This is a genomic window from Reyranella sp. GW821-FHT14A01 (assembly GCF_058803965.1).
On sequence record NZ_JBXAPM010000006.1, the window covers coordinates 60,426 to 78,203 of the forward strand.

General features: G+C 65.5%; 18 protein-coding genes. 6 read left to right on the forward strand and 12 right to left on the reverse strand.

Annotated features, from left to right (window positions below; all coding sequences use genetic code 11):
• Window positions 1–35: 35 nt before the first annotated feature.
• Window positions 36–632 (forward strand): hypothetical protein, encoded by a 597-nt coding sequence (locus AC1ROX_RS11570; protein WP_493125570.1) that lies wholly within the window; start codon window positions 36–38, stop codon window positions 630–632.
• A gap of 69 nt (window positions 633–701) precedes the next feature.
• Here AC1ROX_RS11570 and AC1ROX_RS11575 read toward each other — a convergent pair whose 3' ends face one another.
• Genes AC1ROX_RS11575 through AC1ROX_RS11590 form a run of 4 tightly spaced genes read right to left on the reverse strand, consistent with a single transcriptional unit; the run spans window position 702 to window position 2,508 of the window.
• On the reverse strand, window positions 702–983 hold the full coding sequence (locus AC1ROX_RS11575; RefSeq protein ID WP_493125572.1) for a DUF427 domain-containing protein: 282 nt from the start codon (window positions 981–983) through the stop codon (window positions 702–704).
• Window positions 984–999: 16 nt separating this feature from the next.
• Entirely contained in the window at window positions 1,000–1,692 is a 693-nt protein-coding gene (locus tag AC1ROX_RS11580) for a DUF899 domain-containing protein (protein WP_493125574.1), read from the reverse strand.
• Complete coding sequence (locus AC1ROX_RS11585; RefSeq protein ID WP_493125576.1) at window positions 1,689–2,153, reverse strand: SRPBCC family protein; 465 nt, start codon at window positions 2,151–2,153, stop codon at window positions 1,689–1,691. The genes AC1ROX_RS11580 and AC1ROX_RS11585 overlap by 4 nt, the downstream gene beginning before the upstream one ends.
• Window positions 2,131–2,508 (reverse strand): ArsR/SmtB family transcription factor, encoded by a 378-nt coding sequence (locus AC1ROX_RS11590; RefSeq protein ID WP_493125578.1) that lies wholly within the window; start codon window positions 2,506–2,508, stop codon window positions 2,131–2,133. The genes AC1ROX_RS11585 and AC1ROX_RS11590 overlap by 23 nt, the downstream gene beginning before the upstream one ends.
• A gap of 106 nt (window positions 2,509–2,614) precedes the next feature.
• Between AC1ROX_RS11590 and AC1ROX_RS11595 the strand changes: the two genes are divergently transcribed.
• Together AC1ROX_RS11595 and AC1ROX_RS11600 are read left to right on the forward strand one after the other, a co-directional pair.
• Window positions 2,615–3,436: an alpha/beta fold hydrolase gene (locus AC1ROX_RS11595; RefSeq protein ID WP_493125580.1), complete on the forward strand. Its 822-nt coding sequence runs from the start codon at window positions 2,615–2,617 to the stop codon at window positions 3,434–3,436.
• A 5-nt stretch (window positions 3,437–3,441) separates the two neighbouring features.
• Window positions 3,442–4,215 carry a thioesterase family protein gene (locus AC1ROX_RS11600; protein ID WP_493125582.1) on the forward strand — a complete coding sequence of 258 codons (774 nt, stop codon included), beginning with the start codon at window positions 3,442–3,444 and terminating at the stop codon, window positions 4,213–4,215.
• An 85-nt stretch (window positions 4,216–4,300) separates the two neighbouring features.
• Here the strand turns inward: AC1ROX_RS11600 and cysS are convergent, their stop codons facing one another.
• A complete protein-coding gene (gene cysS, locus AC1ROX_RS11605) occupies window positions 4,301–5,632 on the reverse strand; it encodes a cysteine--tRNA ligase (protein ID WP_493125584.1) in 1,332 nt (443 codons plus the stop codon).
• 256 nt (window positions 5,633–5,888) lie between these two features.
• Between cysS and AC1ROX_RS11610 the strand changes: the two genes are divergently transcribed.
• Window positions 5,889–6,863, forward strand: a complete 975-nt coding sequence (locus AC1ROX_RS11610; RefSeq protein ID WP_493125586.1) for a Bug family tripartite tricarboxylate transporter substrate binding protein — start codon at window positions 5,889–5,891, stop codon at window positions 6,861–6,863.
• Window positions 6,864–6,875: 12 nt separating this feature from the next.
• On the opposite strand, the gene AC1ROX_RS11615 is transcribed toward AC1ROX_RS11610, so the two are convergent.
• The 4 genes from AC1ROX_RS11615 to AC1ROX_RS11630 all read right to left on the reverse strand — a co-directional run bounded on the left by AC1ROX_RS11615 (window position 6,876) and on the right by AC1ROX_RS11630 (window position 10,224).
• Window positions 6,876–7,298, reverse strand: coding sequence for a hypothetical protein (locus tag AC1ROX_RS11615; protein ID WP_493125588.1), 423 nt, complete (start codon window positions 7,296–7,298; stop codon window positions 6,876–6,878).
• A gap of 9 nt (window positions 7,299–7,307) precedes the next feature.
• Complete coding sequence (locus AC1ROX_RS11620) at window positions 7,308–7,916, reverse strand: hypothetical protein (protein ID WP_493125590.1); 609 nt, start codon at window positions 7,914–7,916, stop codon at window positions 7,308–7,310.
• Window positions 7,917–7,984: 68 nt separating this feature from the next.
• Window positions 7,985–9,673, reverse strand: coding sequence for a long-chain-fatty-acid--CoA ligase (locus AC1ROX_RS11625; protein WP_493125592.1), 1,689 nt, complete (start codon window positions 9,671–9,673; stop codon window positions 7,985–7,987).
• A 101-nt stretch (window positions 9,674–9,774) separates the two neighbouring features.
• Window positions 9,775–10,224, reverse strand: coding sequence for a phasin family protein (locus AC1ROX_RS11630; RefSeq protein WP_493125594.1), 450 nt, complete (start codon window positions 10,222–10,224; stop codon window positions 9,775–9,777).
• Between the two features lie 231 nt (window positions 10,225–10,455).
• Between AC1ROX_RS11630 and AC1ROX_RS11635 the strand changes: the two genes are divergently transcribed.
• Window positions 10,456–11,910 carry a WS/DGAT/MGAT family O-acyltransferase gene (locus AC1ROX_RS11635; protein ID WP_493125596.1) on the forward strand — a complete coding sequence of 485 codons (1,455 nt, stop codon included), beginning with the start codon at window positions 10,456–10,458 and terminating at the stop codon, window positions 11,908–11,910.
• Window positions 11,911–11,968: 58 nt separating this feature from the next.
• Entirely contained in the window at window positions 11,969–12,745 is a 777-nt protein-coding gene (locus AC1ROX_RS11640; protein ID WP_493125598.1) for an esterase/lipase family protein, read from the forward strand.
• Between the two features lie 101 nt (window positions 12,746–12,846).
• On the opposite strand, the gene AC1ROX_RS11645 is transcribed toward AC1ROX_RS11640, so the two are convergent.
• The 3 genes from AC1ROX_RS11645 to AC1ROX_RS11655 are packed head-to-tail and all read right to left on the reverse strand — an operon-like array spanning window position 12,847 to window position 17,742.
• The gene (locus tag AC1ROX_RS11645) at window positions 12,847–13,272 is read right to left on the reverse strand and encodes a phasin family protein (protein ID WP_493125600.1); all 426 of its coding nucleotides are present in this window, start codon (window positions 13,270–13,272) and stop codon (window positions 12,847–12,849) included.
• Between the two features lie 16 nt (window positions 13,273–13,288).
• Window positions 13,289–14,560 (reverse strand): DUF445 domain-containing protein, encoded by a 1,272-nt coding sequence (locus AC1ROX_RS11650; protein WP_493125602.1) that lies wholly within the window; start codon window positions 14,558–14,560, stop codon window positions 13,289–13,291.
• Complete coding sequence (locus AC1ROX_RS11655; protein ID WP_493125604.1) at window positions 14,545–17,742, reverse strand: bifunctional cytochrome P450/NADPH--P450 reductase; 3,198 nt, start codon at window positions 17,740–17,742, stop codon at window positions 14,545–14,547. The genes AC1ROX_RS11650 and AC1ROX_RS11655 overlap by 16 nt, the downstream gene beginning before the upstream one ends.
• Between the last annotated feature and the right edge of the window lie 36 nt (window positions 17,743–17,778).

The following is a 17,778-nucleotide window of genomic DNA, read 5'->3' on the forward strand; positions in this document are numbered from 1 at the left end:
TCCGGCGCGTTAGGGGTTTTGCGAGGTACACGGCAATGACGATCCGTTCGATGAAGATGACCGCTGGCGTTTCCCTGTTCGCGGCCGTTCTGGCGATCGGCGTGGGCCTGCCCGGCGGGCAGGCATCGGCGCAGGTGACGGCCGTCCCGCGCGAAGGCGTGGCCTTCAACAACGTCGTCACGCAGCGGGTCAAGATCGAATCGGCCGATCCGGAAAGCCGCACGGTGGCCTTCACCATGCCGAACGGCCAGCTCGAGATCCTCCCCGTGGCCGACAGCGTCCGTAACCTGGATGCGATCGACGACGGATCGATGGCCAACATCACCTACTCCGAGGTGGTGACCATGCTGAACCTGCGCCAGAAGGGCCCGGGCGCCCAGCTCGCCCGCAAGGACCAGATGGGCGCGACGAACCAGACCGATGTCGAGGCCGGCCGCTTCACCCTCACGGTCGTCGCCGTCGACCTCGCGAAGAACTCGGTCTCGGTGATCGACGGCCGCGGCGGCCCGGTCCGCACCTACTCGGCCAACTCCATCGCCAAGCAGGACATGCTGAAGAAGATCAAGGTGGGCGACGTCGTGATCGGCATGACGACGCCGCTGACGATCACGGCGATCTCGCCGGCGCGCTAAAACGCTCCTGCTGCCAGAATCGAAACGGCCGGCATTCGCCGGCCGTTTTCTTTTAGTCCCGTCTCTTAACTAAGCGACCTTCACGTCTTCCCAGAAGCCGATCCAGTGATCGACCGGCTTCATCTTCTCCTGCGGCGCCTCGTAGGACCATGCCGCACGCGGGCTGCGCGTCTCGCCCTCGACGACGTCATAGAACTGCACACCGTGTGGGCATTCGAGGTCGCTGCCGGTCTTGGGCGTCGGCTTCAGCAAATCCATTTGGACGGCATCGCGCGGAAAGTAACGATAACCGCCGACTTCGAGCGTGCGGTCGCTCTCGGCAATCACCTTGCCTTGCCAGACTGCCTTCATGACGACCCTCTCATCCTCAGTATTGGTCGCGGCGTTTCACCCAGCTCATGGTGAAGGGAAGCCCGGCCTCGTCGCGGCCCTTCGAGGTCAGATCAAGCAGGTGGTAAGCGCCGTTCGCCATTTCAATGCCGCGCGCGTAGGTCGAGTAGGTGTGATAGATCGCGCCATCGTCGCCGCGTCGGAAGGCACTGAGGCCCGGCATTTCTCCCGGCCCGACCTTCATCGTCCCGAAATTATAGTCCATCTCGTCCTCGCCCGGCGGCGAGCTCACTTTGTAGTCGAAATTGAAGTCGCTCTCGCCCGACGACACCCAGCGGAAGGTCCAGCCCATCCGCTTCTTGTAGGCTTCCAGCTTCGCGAGCGGCGCCCGTGACACGGCGACCAGCGCCGTATCGCGTTGCGCGAGATGCACGTCGATGCCATTGAAATTGTCGGCCCAGAACGAGCAGTTCTTGCAGGCCTCGGTCCAGTCCGGACCGAACATCAGGTGATAGACCAGGAGCTGGCGGTGCCCGCCGAACAGATCGGCCAGGGCGACGCGTCCTTCCGGCGTTTCGAAGGAATAATCCTTCTCGACCCGTTCCCAGGGCAATGCACGTCGCTCGCGCGACAGCTCGTCCCGCAGCCGCGTGAACTCCTTCTCCTTCGCGAGCAGCTCGCGGCTCGCCGCCAGCCAGGCCTCGTGGGAAACGACGGGATGCGTGGTCATGCGGTCCTCCCGAGGAATGCGACGAGCTTGTCGAAGGTGCCGGCCCAGCCGCGCTGGTGATTGCCGAAGCTGTCGGCGTCGGCGAACGGGCCGTGGATCAGAATGAGCTCTGTGCGATCACCCATGGCGCGCAACTCGACCCGCACTGTCGTCTCGTGGCCGCGCGGGCGCGCGAAGTCGCCGTCGGCATGGTGCGCCCAGGTGAAGACCAACCGCTCCGGCCGCACGACTTCGAGATAGACGCCCGACGAAGAGAAGATCCCGCCAGGATGGCGACCGTCGATGCGCCAGGCACCGCCGCGCCTAACGTCGATCTCGCAGACCGTGATCTCGACACCGGGCGGGCACATCCACTGGACGAACTGGTCCCGGTTCGTCCACGCCTCGAACACGCGTTCGCGCGGTGCGTCGAAGATGCGGCTGAGATGCAGCGTGTTGTTATCGAGTCTTGCGTCGGGCACGGGGCGTTCCTTTCGTCGGCCTGGGATTTGGATCGGGCGTGGGTTCGGTACGCTTGAGAAAGGCATCGAGGCGATCGAAGCTGGCCTCCCAGAATTTCCGGTAATGGTCGATCCAGTCGGCCGCGGCGCGCAGCCCCTCGCCGCGCAGCTCGCAGCGACGCCACTGCGCCTCCGTATGGCGCTCGATCAGCCCGGCATCCGTCAGCACCTTGAGATGCCGCGACACCGCCGGCAGCGACATGTCGAACGGCTCGGCCAATTCACCGACGGTGGCACCGCCGCTGGCAAGCCGCGCGAGGATGGCGCGACGCGTGGGATCCGCGAGGGCGGAGAAGGTCTGGGAGAGCATATCCATATTTAACAACTATGTTAAATACAAGGGACCGTCAAGTCATTACCTGCCGCGTCATCGACCTCGGGGACCTCCGGGCGCATCTCCCGTGCACCGAAGGAGGACAATCATGGCTGACGGCTTCATCGACACGCACGACGGACAGACGCTCGCCTTTCGCGACACTGGCGGTAACGGGGGCAGCAGCACGCCGGTCGTTTTCATCCACGGCTGGTCGTTGTCGGGCGAGATCTGGCGGGAGCAGGTCGCGTTTCTCGCAGCCCACGGACATCGGGCCATCACCTACGATCGCCGCGGGCACGGACGCTCGTCCAAGCCGCCCGCCGGCTACGACTACGACACGCTGGCCGACGATCTCGCCTCGGTGCTCGCACAGACCGACGTGACGGATGCCACGCTGGTCGGACACTCGATGGGCAGCGGCGAGATCGCCCGCTACTTCGCGCGGCATGCCGGCAAGCGTATCGCACGGACGATGTTCGTCGCGCCGACGACACCCTTTGCGGTGAAGACCGAAGACAATCCCGAGGGCACCGACCGGCAGATTTTCGACCAACTCGTCGTTGCCCTGAAGGCCGATCCGAAGGCCTATCTGGCGGCGGGTGCTCCCGGCCTGCTCGGCAATGACGCGGCGCCCGAGACCGTGAGGTGGGCGCTCGACATGGCCTATCAGGCCGATGCCGGTGCGCTCGAGAAATGCCTGCGCGCTTTCACGGAGACCGACTTCCGCTCGGACCTGCGCGCGATCCACGTACCGACCCTGATCGTCTACGGGTCGGACGACATGCCGACCATGCCGGGCAACGCACGTCGCACGGGAGCGGCGATTGCCGGGAGTAGGATCGAAGTCTATGAAGGCGCGCCCCACGGGCTTTTCATCACCGACCGCGAGCGCTTCAACGACGACCTGCTCCGGTTCATCCGGAGCTGAAGCGTATGGAAGCGATCTATCGCGTCGAGGGCACCACTGTCGAAACCAGCGCCTTCGCCGGCGGTCCGTGGAGCCCCAAGCTGCAGCACGGAGCGGCCCCTTCTTCGTTGATCTGCTGGGCCGTCGAACGACTGCCGTCGCCCGTGCCGATGCGCGTCGCCCGCCTCACCGTCGACCTGATGCGGCCGGTGCCGGTGGCCCCACTCACCATCGAGACCGAGATCGTCCGCGAGGGCCGCAAGATCCAGCTCGTATCGTTGCGGCTGCTCGCCGACGGCGCCGAGGTCGTGCGGGCCAGCGCGCTGCGCATCCGCATCGATCCCAAGGAGATGCCGGCGATCGCCAACGGGCCGCCGGTCTCGCTCGCGATGCCGGAAGAGTGTGCCCCACCGGAATTCTTCGCGACGAAAACACCTTTCCTGAAGGGCATCGAGATGCGCACGGCAAAGGGCGGCTTCCGCATCCCCGGCCCGGCCGCCGTCTGGTATCGCGCGACGCGGCCGATCGTGGAGGGGGCAGCGATCTCGCCGCTGATGCGCGCCGTCATCGCCGCCGATTTCTGCAACGGCACCTCGTCCGTCTTCGACATGAACGAGTGGACGTTCATCAACGCCGACCTGACCGTCAGTCTCGGCCGCGAGCCGGTCGGCGACTGGGTGCTGCTCGACGCGGAAACCTGGATCGGCCCGGACTCGGTCGGCATCGCCGCCGCGCGGCTCGCCGACCGCCAGGGCTATTTCGGCCGCGCCGTGCAGAGCATCATCTTCGAGAAGAGGTGACGTTCGAGGCAGCACTGCCTTTTCTGCACCGTGCGGGCTCTCGCGCCTCAGAAGGCGCTGCCGCCCGCCAGCGCATCAGAATGCGCTAGCCCCTCTTCCAGGTCGTGCCCTTCGGCCCGTCCTCGAGAATCACACCCTTGGCCTTGAGGTCGTCGCGGATGCGGTCGGACTCCTTGAAGTCCTTGGCCTTGCGCGCGGCCTGACGGGCGGCAATCGCCGCCTCGATCTCGGCATCCGACGGACCATCGGCCGCGGCTGCCGGCATCCAGCGGAACCAGGCTTCGGGGTCCTGCTGCAGCAAGCCGAGCGCGGAGGCGCCCGCCTTCAGTTCCGACGGATCGCGCAGCTGGTGCAGCGCGCTGATGGCCAGCGGCGTGTTGAGGTCGTCCGACAGCGCATCCTCGACCGCGGCCGGGATCGGCTTCTCTTCCAGCGCCTTGCCGCGCAGCAGCCCGTACCAGCGGTCGAGCGTGCCCTTGGCCTGGGCAAGACCTTCGTGCGTGAAGTCGAGCGGCTGGCGGTATTGCGCCGACAGCAGCAGCAGGCGGATCACCTCGCCGGGATACTGGTCGAGCAGCTCGTGCACGGTGAAGAAGTTGCCGAGCGACTTGCTCATCTTCTCGCCGGAGATGTTCAGGAAGCCGTTGTGCATCCAGTACTTCGCCATGATGGCATGACCGAAGGCCGAGCGGCTCTGCGCGATCTCGTTCTCGTGGTGCGGGAAGATGAGGTCGAGACCGCCGGCATGGATGTCGAACGTCTCGCCAAGCAGCGCGCCGCTCATGGCCGAGCACTCGATATGCCAGCCCGGACGGCCGCGGCCCCAGGGGCTGGGCCAGCCCGCCTGCGCATCGGTCGACGGCTTCCACAGAACGAAGTCGGCGGGGTCTTTCTTGTAGGGCGCGACCTCGACCCGCGCGCCGGCGATCAGCTCGTCATGCGAGCGGCGCGACAGGCGGCCATAGTCTTCCATGCTGGGCACGTCGAACAGCACGTGGCCTTCCCCGGCATAGGCATGGCCGCGCGCGACCAGCCGCTCGATCAGCGCGATCATCTCGCCGACATACTTGGTGGCGCGCGGCTCGACGTCCGGCGACAGCGCACCCAGACGACCCATGTCGCTCTGGTAGGCAGCCGCCGTACGCGCCGTCAGCGCCTCGATGGATTCCTTGTTCTCGGCGGCGCGCACCATGATCTTGTCGTCGATGTCCGTGATGTTGCGGACATAGGTGACACTCGGATGGTGGCGCTTCAGCAGCCGGTAAAGCACGTCGAACACGACGACCGGCCGCGCGTTGCCGATATGGACGTAGTCGTAGACGGTCGGACCGCAGACATAGAGGCGCACATGCGACTCATCCAGCGGTACGAACGGCTCCTTCTCGCGCGACAGCGTGTTGTAAACGACGAGGGACATCGCCCCTTCTCCCGACTCAAATACGAACGAAGGCTAACAGGGCCCGCTGGGCCTCAGGCCTCGATACATCGCGCCATGCGCGCGCCGGGAAGAAAGAAGTGCGACATGGCGGCAATCTATACGATGGGTTCCTGCCGCGCAATTCAGGCCCCATGGCAAGGATTTCCAGGCTTCCCGCCCGTGAAGCCGGTCGCGGGTCGTTGGCGGGTCAAGCCGGCTCGGCTAGTCTGCAGGCAACAACGGAGGAAACAACAAGATGAAACGCCGCTACCTCATCGTCGCGGGCGCCGCAGCTTTTGCTGCGCCGTCCTTTGCCCGCGCCCAGGGCAAGTATCCCGACAAGACGATCCGCTTCGTCATTCCCTTCGCGCCGGCCGGGCCGACCGACATCATCGGCCGCATGGCCGCCGAGAAGCTCTCCACGATCCTCGGCCAGCAGGTCATCGTCGACAACAAGGCCGGCGCCGCCGGCTCGATCGGCGCGGTCGACGTGAAGAACGCCAAGCCCGACGGCTACACACTGCTCTGCGCGCCCTCGTCCACCCACGCCATCAACCCGACCGCCTTCGCCAAGCCGGCCTACGATGCGGTGAAGGACTTCACGCCGATCTCGTCGATCTGCGTCAACCCACTGGTGCTGGTCGCGCGCATGGACATGCCCGACACGGTGATGGGCCTCGTCGAGCTGATGAAGAAGAATCCGGGCAAGTATTCCTACGGATCTTCGGGTGCCGGCTCGATCATCAATCTCGCCGGCGAGTACTTCAAGCGCGAGGTCGGCGGCATGGATGTCGAGCACATCCCCTACAAGGGCTCGATGCCGGCGCTGCAGGACATGATGGGCGGCCAGACCGCCTGGATGTTCGAGACCTTCAGCACGACCCTGCCGCTCCACAAGGCCGGCAAGGTCCGCATCCTCGCCTATGCCTATTCCAAGCGCGCGCCGGTCGCCCCGGAAGTTCCGACGATGATCGAGGCCGGCGTGAAGGGCTACGAGGCCTATACGTTCAACCTGATCCTGGGCCCGGCCAACGTGCCGCAGCCCGTGGTCGAGGTACTCGACCAGGCGTCGCGCCGGATGATGAAGGATCCGGCCACCATCAAGTTCCTGGAGGACATCGCGGCCGTGCCGACGACCGACACCACGCCCGAACTCACGGCGAAGTTCATCCGTGACGAGATCGCGAAATGGGCGCCAGTGATCCGGGCCGCCGGCATCAAGATCGAATAGGTGTACCCGTGCTCAGCGGTAGCCGGCCGGCGGCGGCACGTTGGCCGGCGCCGGAGTGATCGGCGCCTGCTGCGGCATCTGCGACGGCGTCGGCAGGTTCATGCTGTTCGCCCCGGTCGTGGCGCCTTCGCTCGACGCCACGCGGCCCGGGGCATTCTGGCCGGTATTGCTGATGTAGTAACCGGCGACGGCATTGGAATTGTCGCCCGCCGTCTTGGCCGGCACGTCGATGATCCCGATACGCTCGCCGCTCTTGGCGATCCGGTAGCCTTCCGGATCGAGCTGGAAGCCTTCGTTGTCGACGCGAACGCCGCCCGGCTGGGCCCGATAGGCCGGCGGCGGCGTGGTCTCACTGTAAAGGGGCTGGGGCAGCGGATCGCAGGCAGCGAGCATCGACACGCCGAGCGTCGCGGCCAAAACACGTCTCGCAGCCATTAGACCCCCTCATCGTACGGTCGACTGCGGGCTGATGATGTTGCCGCTGCGGTCGAGCCTGTTTCCCTGCCCATCATAGCGGAAACCATACTCGTCACGGAAGGCCTCAACGCCGGCCGGCGGGGTGGGCTGGTAGGCGACCGGCGGAGTGGCATAGGTGGTGGTCGAAACCGTTGTCGCAGGGCCGTAATAGGTCGGGGCGGCCGGCGGCGTGGTGTAGTAGGTGGTCGTCGAATAGGCCGGGGCCGGCGCCGGAACCGGGGTCACGTAGGCCTGGTCGCGGTAGCGGCGGGCATCGATTTCACGGCCCACGCAGCGATCGTACATCGAGCTGCCCGGCGTCAGACCGTAGGAATAGCAGGCGTTTCGGGCATCGGCGTCGAGGCTGGCGACGGTGTAGCCAACCGGGACGCGGCCCTGGGCGCGGGCGGCCGCCTCGCGGGAGACGCAGCGATTGTAATTGTCGGTGCCCGGCCGGAAGCCATAGTCCATGCAGGCCTGCTCGGAGGTGGTCACGGCATAGGGAGTGCTGGCCGTGCGGGTTTCGTAGGTCGTGCTGCTGCAGGCGGCGGCGGACAGGCCGAAGGCAGTCACGGCCAAAATCTTCGGGACGTTCATGAGGGGATCCTCCAGGGAATTTCCTGGCTCCGGAACGTGCCCCGAGGGTTGCAGGTTCCCTGCGCGATTTATGCCGCCTTCTTGACCGCTCCGTCCCGCAGTTCGCGGCGAAGGATCTTGCCGACATTGGTCTTGGGCAGGTCGGCCCGGAACTCGATGTACTTCGGCCGCTTGTAGCCGGTCAGCTCCTCGTGACAGTAGGCGGCCAGCGCTTCCCTGGTGAGGTTGGGATCCTTCTTCACCACGAACAGCATGACGGCCTCGCCGGTGTTGGCATCCGGAATGCCGACCACCGCGCATTCCAGCACGCCGGGATGGGCCGCAACGACCTCCTCGACCTCGTTGGGATAGACGTTGAAGCCCGAGACCAGGATCATGTCCTTCTTGCGATCCACGATCTTGGTGTAGCCGCGCGCATCCATGATGCCGATGTCGCCCGACTTGAAGAAGCCGTCCGGCGTCATGACCTTCGCGGTCTCCTCCGGCTGCTGCCAGTAATCCCGCATGACCTGCGGACCACGGATCGCGATCTCGCCCCGTTCTCCCAGCGCCACGTCCTTGCCGGCATCGTCGAGGATGCGGATCTCGACGTTGGGCAGCGGCAGGCCGATCGTGCCCGTGTAGGCCTCCGAATCGGTGGGATTGCAGGTGACGCCCGCCGAGGTCTCGCTGAGGCCATAGCCTTCGCAGATCGGACAGCCGGTGACGGCGAGCCATTTCTTCGCGACGGCTTCCTGTACCGCCGTGCCACCGCCGTTCGAGATCACCAGCTCGGAAAAGTCGAGCCTGGCAAACGCGGCATTGTTGGCAAGCCCGTTGAACAGCGTGTTCACGGCCGGGAAGATGTTGATTCTGTGCTTGGCCAGATCCTTGATCGTGCCGGCGAGATCGCGCGGATTGGGGATCAGGATGTTGAGCGCGCCGGTGCGCAGGCCGAGCAGGCCGCAGGTGACGAACGCAAACACGTGATAGAGCGGCAGGGCGCAGACGATGGTGGTCTGGCCGCTGATCTTCCTGCGCTTGAGGCCGGGCTGCATCCAGGCTTCCGAGGCCAGCAGGTTGGCGACCAGGGTGCGATGAAGCAGCGTCGCGCCCTTCGAAACGCCCGTCGTGCCGCCCGTGTACTGAAGGACCGCGACATCGTCGGGACCGAGCTGCGGCTTGGCGAGCGTCAGACGACGACCCGCGCTCACGGCATCGTTGAACTTCACATGACCCGGCAGCGACCAGTCCGGCACCATCTTGCGCATGGTGCGGACGACGAAGTTGACGATCAGGCCCTTGGGAAAGCCCAGCAGATCGCCCATCGAGGCGACCACGACATGCCTGATTGCGGTCTCCACGATGACGTGCTGCAGCGTCGTCGCGAAGTTCTCGAGGATGATGATCGCTTCGGCCCCGGAATCCTTCAGCTGATGTTCCAGCTCGCGGGCCGTGTAGAGCGGGTTGACGTTGACGGCGATGAAGCCCGCGCGCAGCACGGCGGCGACCGCCACCGGATACTGCAGCACGTTCGGCATCATGATCGCGACTCTCGCGCCGCGCTTCAGGCCCCTGCCCTGCAGCCACGCCCCAAGCGCCGTCGACAGGGAATCGATCTCGCCGAAGGTCAGCGCCTTGTCCATGCAGACATAGGCCTTCTTGTCGCGATGCTTGGAGAAGCTTTCCTCAAACAGGGAGACCACGCTGGCATAGGCCGATGGATCGATGTCCGCCGGCACGCCCGGCGGATAGCTCTTGAGCCAGAAGCGGTCCACGTCGTTCCTCCCGAAACCTTGTTGGACCCACTATAGCGTCGGCTCACGAAAAAAGGCCCGTCCTCGCGGACGGGCCTTCGATCGAAAAAGAGCGTGGCGTCTTAAGCCGCAGTCTTCGTGAACTTCTCGATGCGCTCCTGGACGGGGCGGACGGCCTCGTCGGCCGTCTTGCGCACGAACGCGCCAAGGTCCTGCGCTTGGGCTATGCGGGTCTCGATGCGGCCGCGCCAGTACTTGGCCGAGACGTCGAACGCCTCGAGCGGCGACTTGGCGGCGAGGAAATCGCGCATCGCGGCGAAGCCGGCGTCGGCGTCTTCCTTGGCGACGTCGAGGATCTTCAGGCTGGCCTTCGTGGCGCCCTCGCGAGCCTGCGTGTACTGCGTGTTCAGCTCTTCCGACGCGGTCTGCGCGGCCTGGCTGATCTTGTCGAAGCCCTCGGTGGCCTTGCGGACGCCGATCTGGGCGAACTCACGAACGCGCTCGCCGGCGGCCTTGGTGGTCTCGTTGGCGTGCTCGATGACGGTGTCGATGGCGGGGGTCTGGGTGGTCATGGTGTGGACTCCTGCAATTGGGTGTTGTGAATCTCTCTGGCGACGGGCCGTATATGGGATTGCGATTGTGCGATGCAACATAAATTTGTGCGTTGCGATATACAAAATAGATTATCATTGTAATTCAACATCTTAGAAACGCACCCCATCGACACCCTCTTGCCTTCCCGGACCCTGGCGGAGGACAAACGGTCCAATAACGAACAACGGGCGGACCTCGGGAGGACGCCAATGGACCTGCAGCAGCTTTCCGGAATCGACGCCTCGTTTCTCTACCTGGAGACGCCGGAGACCCCGATGCACGTCGCGGGTCTCACCTACTTCGAATTGCCCCAGGGCTTCGAGGGCAGCTTCTACCGGCACTTCCGGAAGTTCTTCGAAAGCCGGCTGCACACGATCCCGATCTTCTCCAAGCGCCTCGCGCCGTCGCTCTACGATCTCGACCATCCCGGCTGGGTCGACGAGACCACGCTGGATCTCGACTACCATCTGCGCGAGACGGCACTCCCCGCGCCCGGCACCGAAGCCCAGCTCGAGGAAGTGATCTCGCGGCTGCACGCCAACACGCTCGATCGCAGTCGGCCGCTCTGGCAGTTCTATGTCATCACCGGTCTCGCGAACGGCCAGGGCGTTCTCTATTCCAAGGTCCATCACGCCGCGATCGATGGCGGTGCCGGCATGGCGATCAACAAGGCGCTCTACGATGTGAGCGCAACGCCGCGCGACGTGGCTCCGCCTCCGCCCAAGCCCGCGAGCACGACGTCGGCGCCCAACTCGCCCACCGCGGTCGATCCGATCAAGGGCATCGCCGACATCATGGGCAACATGATGCGCCAGCAGTTGAAGATGCTGCAGGCCGCGCCCGACATCATGAATTCAATGGCCAGTGCCTTCCTCGGCAAGCCGGGCGAGGTGCCCAAGGCGCTGGGCACGCTGCAGAGCCTCGCCAGCCAGCTGCCGACGCTCAATGTGCCGAAGACACCGTTCAATGCCACGATCACACGCGAGCGCAGCTATGCCGCCCGTACGATCTCCTTGAGCGACGCCAAGGCGATCGCCAAGGCAAGCGGCGCCAAGCTGAACGACGTGGTGATGGCCGTGTGCAGCGGCGCGCTGCGCCGGTACCTGCAGGAGAAGGGCCAGCTTCCCGACAAGCCGCTGATCGCCGGTGTGCCGATCAGCCTGCGCGAGCCCGGCGATACGCGGCAGAACAACCAGGTCTTCGGCATGCTGTGCCAGCTCGCCACCGACGTCGCCGATCCGGCGGAACGGCTGCGCGCGATCGTCAAATCCTCGACCGAGTCCAAGCAGATCGCCGGCACGTTCCGGGACGCCGTCCCGCAGGATTTCGCCTTCGTGGGCGCACCGATCCTGCTGCAGCTCATGATGCTGGTCTATGGACGCAGCGGCCTCGCCGACAAGCTGCCGATGCCGATGAACGTCACCATCTCCAACGTGCCCGGTCCGCCGATGCCGCTCTACTGCGCCGGCGCCAGGGTGACGGCACTGCATCCGGTGTCGATCCCCGCGCATGGCGCGGCGCTCAACATCACGGTCCAGAGCTACATGGATGCGCTCAACTTCGGGCTCACAGCCGACCGGCGCGCGGTTCCGGACGTCGCCGTGCTCGGTGACTACCTGGTCGAGGCGACGCAGGAGCTGAAGAAGGCGGTCGTGCCCGGTTGAAACCCTTCCGCGCCCTTCCGATATGTGAGACTCTTGTGACACCGAACAAGGAGCCAAAATGACGGCTGTCGCTGAAGCGCTGCGTCCTCCCTCCAAGGCGCTTCTGTTCCTCGAAGGACGCGCCCTGCAGGAGCTTGGTGCCTTCATGTTGCTGCGACCGTGGCTTGCCGCCGCGCCGCGTGGCGACGGCCATCCGGTCCTCGTCCTGCCCGGCCTGCTGGCCGGCGATCTCTCGACGCAGCCGCTGCGTTCCTTCCTGAAGGCACAAGGCTATGCCGTGCATGGCTGGAAGCAGGGCCGCAATCTCGGCCTGCGGCCTGGCATCGAATCGGGCATGCTGGATCGCCTGGAAGAGCTCTACGAGCGCTATGGCCATCGCAAGATCAGCCTGGTGGGCTGGAGCCTCGGCGGCATCTATGCCCGCCAACTCGCCAAGCTCGTGCCCGACAAGGTGCGCACGGTGATCAGCCTCGGCAGTCCCTTTGCCGGCAGTCCCAAGGCGACGAATGCCTGGCGCGTCTATGAGTTCGCGTCGGGCCAGAGCGTCGAGGATAGCGATCACAACATGGCCGGCGCGCTCGCCGCGTCGCCGCCGGTTCCGACGACCTCGGTGTTCAGCCGGACGGACGGCATCTGCGCCTGGCAGACCTGCCTCAACGAAGAGGGCGAACAGGCCGAGAATATCGAGGTCTATGGCAGCCACTGTGGCCTCGGCCACCATCCGGCGGCCGTCTATGCGGTCGCCGATCGTCTCGCCCAGCCCGAGAGCCAGTGGAAGAAATTCGATCGCTCCGGCTGGAAGAGCCTCGTCTTCCCGGACTGGCGGCGGGACTAATTCCCGTCGTCTCAATGGAGTGCGCCACTCCAGTGGCGCTCAAGCTCGTCGATCAGCAGGGCATGAGCGCCACTGGAGTGGCGCGCTCCAATTGAGACGCTCTACGACTTCTTCTCGACGCTGGTGCGGATCTCTTCGTAGGATTCCTTCATCCGGTCCTGCACGATCTTGAAGGCCTCGGTGCTGGACTTCTGCACCAGCTCGGCGATGTCCTTGGTGTTGGCGATCGCCGCGTCCATCGCCTTCTTGGCGAACTCGGCCTGCTTGGCCATCACGTCCTGCGGATTGCCGCCCGGCTTGTAGGACTGCGCCATCTCGGCCATGTCCTTCATCGCGGCCTCGAAGATTTCCTTCTGCTTCTGCGCGATCTCGCTCGCACCGCCGGCCATCGCCTGCCACGAGCGCGTCATCGCATCGAAATTCTTCTGGTGGTGCTCCATCATCTTCGACATGTCGAAGGCAGGCACCTTCAGCTGCTCACCGAACTTCTTGAACATATCGGTGAAGGGCTGCGTCGCATCGGCCATGGGAACCTCCTGTCGGTTACAGGCGCAGCTTCAACCCCTGTTCCAGCGCGTGCAAGGCCAAACCGGCGACACCACCAATCATTGCACCATTGAAACGGATATATTGCAGGTCGCGTCCGACCGTCAGCTCGATGCGGCCGATCAGCACGTCGATGTCCCACGACTTCACCTGATCGGCGATGAAGCGGCCGACGCCGCTCTTCTGACTCTGCACGAAATCTGCGAGGACCCGCACCATGCCGCGATTGATCTCTGTACGTATCACAGGATCGGTTGCGAGCTGACCGCCGACATCGACCAGCATGATCTCGAGTTGCCCGCGCACCTGGCTGTTTTCGGCGTGCGCGTCCTGTTCGAGGAACGAGCGCACGCTGTCCCATGCCCCTTCCGCGATCGTCGCGACCTCCGGCCGCGCCAGCAGGTCGCGCTTCAGGCGCTCGGCGCGCCGGGCAAAAGCCTTCGACGTGCGCAGACGGTCTATGAAATTTGCAACAAAACTGTCGAACTCCCGCCGCAGCGGATGATCGGCATCGGCGCGGGCTTCCTTGATGAAGGCGGTGGTCGAGGCGACGATCTTGCGCAGCAGATAGGCGTCGGCGCGGTAGAGATTGAACAGCACCGGCAGCTCATCGCGGATTTTTTCGCGCAAGGCGGCAAGGGTCTCCTCGTTGGCCAGCACCTTCTCCAGCGCGACCAGCAGTTCGTCGAGCAGACGCTGATGGCGTCCCTTTTCCATGACGGCGGTGAGGAGGCCTTCCGCCAGCGGGGCGAGTTCGATGCGCTGCAGCTCGGCCATCGCGCGCTGGCCGAGGAATCCCTTGAGGCCGCCCTGCTCGATCGCGGAGAGGGCTTGCGGCACCAGCCGCAGCATGAATCCGGCGAGGGCGGCGCTGCGGTCGCGATCGCTCAGCCACTCGGCCACGAGGGCGGCGAAGTCGACTTCGCGCAGGCGGGCTTCGACCGGCTCGGGCGCCAGGAAGTTCGTCTCGATGAACTCGCCGAGATTCTCGGCGATGCGATGATGGTTGCGCGGCACGATCGCGGTGTGCGGAATCGGCAGTCCCAGAGGCCGGCGGAACAGCGCGACGATGGCGTACCAGTCGGCCAGCCCGCCCACCGTGGCCGCCGCGGCGAAGGCCGCGACATAACCCCAGATCCAGTGAACCGGCTCGTAGTGCCGCGCCACGATGAACAGCGCCGCCGTCGCGACCAGCAGCAAGGTCGCGGCGAGCTTGACGCGCCTGAGCGAACGCGCGCGCTCGGCGTCGCGGGTCAGCTGCTCGCCCACACGTCCAGCACGTAGCGATTGTCGGCGGCGAGCCCGCCCATCCAGGCCTCGCCCGCCGCTTTGTCCGCGCCCGTTTTCTCGCGATGGATGGCCATCAGCGCGCGTTTCACGTCGGGTTCCATGCGTCCGCCGTCGCCGCAGACATAGAGGATAGCGCCCTGATCGATCAGGGCCGCTACCTTCTCGGCATTGTCCTTCAAGAGATCCTGCACGTAGGTCTTCTTTCCGTCGTGGCGCGAGAAGGCGACGTGCAGGTCAACGAGGCCGGCTTCGGCCTGTTCCTTGAGCTCGCCGGCATAGATGAAATCCTGATCGGGATGACGGCAGCCGAAGAACAGCATCGCCGGTCCCAGGGTGCGGTTCTGCGCCTTCAAGGCCGCGCGTTCGCGCAGGAAGCCGCGGAACGGCGCGAGGCCGGTACCCGGTCCGATCATGATGATGGGTGCGGCCGGATCGACCGGCAACCGGAAGCCGACCTTCGTCTCCTTGACGAAGGCCTGCACCGTCGATCCGGCCGCCTGTCGCGCGAGATGGTTGGAGCAGATGCCATGATAGAGGCCCGCGCCCGACCGCGCCGGCCCCTCGACCACCGCGACCGTCACCGAGCAGCGCGCGCCGTCGGCAACCGGCGAGGACGAGATCGAGTAATAGCGCGGCACCATCAGCGGCATCATTTCGAGGAAGGCCGCGAACGGCAATTCGCAGGCCGGGAACTCCTCCAAGAGGTCGAGCACCGACTTGCGCTTGGCCAGGATCTCCGCCCTGAAACGTTCCTCCTCCAACAGCGCCTCGAGCTTGGGCCGCGTGAAGGGACAGCGCGTGTGCAGGGCCATCGCCTGGATCTGCTTGCGCGTCGCGGGAAGCTGGAGCTCGAGATAGTCGGCCAGCAGGCGATGGACCGCGATGGCCTCGCCCGTCGGCAGGGAGGCGCGCCGTCCCTCGGCCGCGACCAGCTCGACATGCGCGCCGGGCGCGAAGCCAAAGCGCCGCACCGCCCGCTCGATCAGGGCGGCGCCGTTCTGCGGCACGATGCTGAGATGATCGCCGGCGCGATAGCTCACGCCATCGGGCAGCAGGACCTCGATATGCCGTGTGCTACGGCCCGAGGTTTCCGGGTTCTGCAGCTCGCGATTGGCCAGGACCTGCATCGGCAGCGCGCCGTTGCCGCCGATGATCGGATTGACGGGCGGCTTGTCGACCGGCTGCACCTGATAGAGCGGTTCCTGGGCGGCACCGTTGTCAGCTTCCAGCTTGACACCGAGCTTGTCGGCCACGGCCGGCAGCATCGGCTCGTACCAGGACTGGAAGTTGCCATCGAGGTCCTCCTTCGCATCGCCCTCGCCGCGCGCGAAGATCCGCTCGGCGCCCTTCTCCGCCATCAGCTCGTCGATCTGGCGCGGGATCGACTGGTAGGTCGAGGCCCAGTCACGGTTGCCGCAGCCGAACACGGTGTAGCGCACGCCTTCGAGCGCGCCCGGTGCGGCCTCCTTCAGGCCGGCCAGGAACTGGACGGCATTGTCCGGCGGTCCGCCATTGTAGGAAGCGCAGACAATGGCGAGGGCGCCTTCCGTCGGCAGCTTGCCGGCCATGTCGTCGAGGCCGGCCAGGGTCGTGGCAAAGCCCGCCGCCTCCGCATCCTCCGCGATCGAGCGCGCGAGTTCCTCGGCCGTGCCCATGTTGGAACCGAACAGGACGGCGAGCCTGGTGCCGTGGCTCGCGGCCGCCTTGCGTGCCGCCTTCCTCGGCGCCGGCGCCGTTGCGACAGCCACCCGGCCGCTACCGCGCACGATGTCGGGCCGCAGCCGGACACGCATCACCAGCCCTTCCGGCTTGATGGTGAGCGACTCCTTGATCCTGAGCTGGTAGCGCGTGTGATCGACCAGGCGGAAGCGCTGCAGGATCATGCCAAGCACCAGCGCCGCCTCGGTCATGGCGAACTGCCGGCCGATGCAGGCGCGCTGGCCGTTGCCGAACGGCTTGTAGGCATAGGCCGGCATCTTCGCCTCGCGCTCGGGCGCGAAATTGTCCGGATTGAAGACCTCAGCCTGCGGTCCCCAGACCGACTTGTCGCGATGGAGCATCGCCGTCAGCACCGTCACGAACGTGCGCTTGCGGAGCTTGTATTTCCCGCCGATCGTCTCGTTCTGGTACGGGTATAGACCGAAGGCCGGCGCGGTCGGCCACAGCCGGAGCGACTCCTTCAGGATCTGGCCGATATAGACGAGCTGGTTGACTTGGTTAGCGCTGGGCTTCGCATTGACGTCGCGGCCCAGCACTCGATCGACCTCCTCGTAGGCCTTCTGCAGCACATGCGGATTGTTCAGCAGGAAGTAGACGGCGAAGGACAGCATCCCGCTCGTGGTCTCGTGACCGGCGATCAGAAAGGTGTTCATCTGATAGCGGATGTTGACGTCGTCGAGCCGCTCGCCGGTCTGCTTGTCGAGCCCGCTCAGCATGAAGCCCAGCAGGTCGGGCTTGGCCGTGTCGTCGGCCGGGACTTCGCGCCGCTCCTTGATGATGCGGTCGGCGATGCCGTTCATGAAGCCGACATCCTGCTCGAGCTTCTTGCGGCTCTTGCGCTGGGTGATGTCTTCCAGCGGCAGGCCGCGCATCTTCATCACGGCTTCCAGCGCGCGGACCAGCGACTCGACATAGGGATGGTTGTCGGAGCGGTAGAACGAATTGAAACGGTAGTTGAAGCCGCACAGGCCGATCGTGTCGAGCGTCAGCGCGGTCATGTCCCGCACCACATCGATCTCCTCGTCGGCGTTCAAGCGCTCCCACTTGGTCACGAGCTGGTCGGCAATGTCGAGCATGCCCTCGTGGTAGGTCTGCATCATGCGGTGCGCGAAGGTCGGCAGCAGGATGTTGTGCGCCTTCTGCCAGTTGGGCTCCTGCGTCTCGGCGGTGAACAGCGCATCGCCGCCCAGCATGCGCACGCGGCGCAGGGAGCCGCGGACGGCCTTGTCGAACCGCTTCTCATCGCACAGCTCGGCCACCAGATCGGCGCCCGACACGACCACCAGCGGCGTGCCCATCATGTCCAGCCAGAAGATCGGGCCCTGCTCGCGCGAGAGCCGCATCAGGTCCTGGATCGGGGCATCGCCGTCGACGGTCAGCATGTTGCCCAGCAGCGGCGTGCGCGGCGGATGGGGGATTGGGTGCAGCTTGTTTCGCGCCATGAGGCGTCGTTCCTCCCGGTCTTTAGGTCCTTATAG

Coding starts and splice junctions, on each gene's coding strand:
- AC1ROX_RS11610 (WP_493125586.1), top strand. CDS start 5,889: ATGAAACGCCGCTACCTCATCGTCGCGGGCGCCGCAGCTTTTGCTGCG.
- AC1ROX_RS11655 (WP_493125604.1), bottom strand. CDS start 17,742: ATGGCGCGAAACAAGCTGCACCCAATCCCCCATCCGCCGCGCACGCCG.
- AC1ROX_RS11590 (WP_493125578.1), bottom strand. CDS start 2,508: ATGGATATGCTCTCCCAGACCTTCTCCGCCCTCGCGGATCCCACGCGT.
- AC1ROX_RS11640 (WP_493125598.1), top strand. CDS start 11,969: ATGACGGCTGTCGCTGAAGCGCTGCGTCCTCCCTCCAAGGCGCTTCTG.
- AC1ROX_RS11570 (WP_493125570.1), top strand. CDS start 36: ATGACGATCCGTTCGATGAAGATGACCGCTGGCGTTTCCCTGTTCGCG.
- AC1ROX_RS11630 (WP_493125594.1), bottom strand. CDS start 10,224: ATGACCACCCAGACCCCCGCCATCGACACCGTCATCGAGCACGCCAAC.
- AC1ROX_RS11595 (WP_493125580.1), top strand. CDS start 2,615: ATGGCTGACGGCTTCATCGACACGCACGACGGACAGACGCTCGCCTTT.
- AC1ROX_RS11600 (WP_493125582.1), top strand. CDS start 3,442: ATGGAAGCGATCTATCGCGTCGAGGGCACCACTGTCGAAACCAGCGCC.
- AC1ROX_RS11620 (WP_493125590.1), bottom strand. CDS start 7,916: ATGAACGTCCCGAAGATTTTGGCCGTGACTGCCTTCGGCCTGTCCGCC.
- AC1ROX_RS11635 (WP_493125596.1), top strand. CDS start 10,456: ATGGACCTGCAGCAGCTTTCCGGAATCGACGCCTCGTTTCTCTACCTG.
- AC1ROX_RS11645 (WP_493125600.1), bottom strand. CDS start 13,272: ATGGCCGATGCGACGCAGCCCTTCACCGATATGTTCAAGAAGTTCGGT.
- AC1ROX_RS11615 (WP_493125588.1), bottom strand. CDS start 7,298: ATGGCTGCGAGACGTGTTTTGGCCGCGACGCTCGGCGTGTCGATGCTC.
- AC1ROX_RS11580 (WP_493125574.1), bottom strand. CDS start 1,692: ATGACCACGCATCCCGTCGTTTCCCACGAGGCCTGGCTGGCGGCGAGC.
- AC1ROX_RS11575 (WP_493125572.1), bottom strand. CDS start 983: ATGAAGGCAGTCTGGCAAGGCAAGGTGATTGCCGAGAGCGACCGCACG.
- cysS (WP_493125584.1), bottom strand. CDS start 5,632: ATGTCCCTCGTCGTTTACAACACGCTGTCGCGCGAGAAGGAGCCGTTC.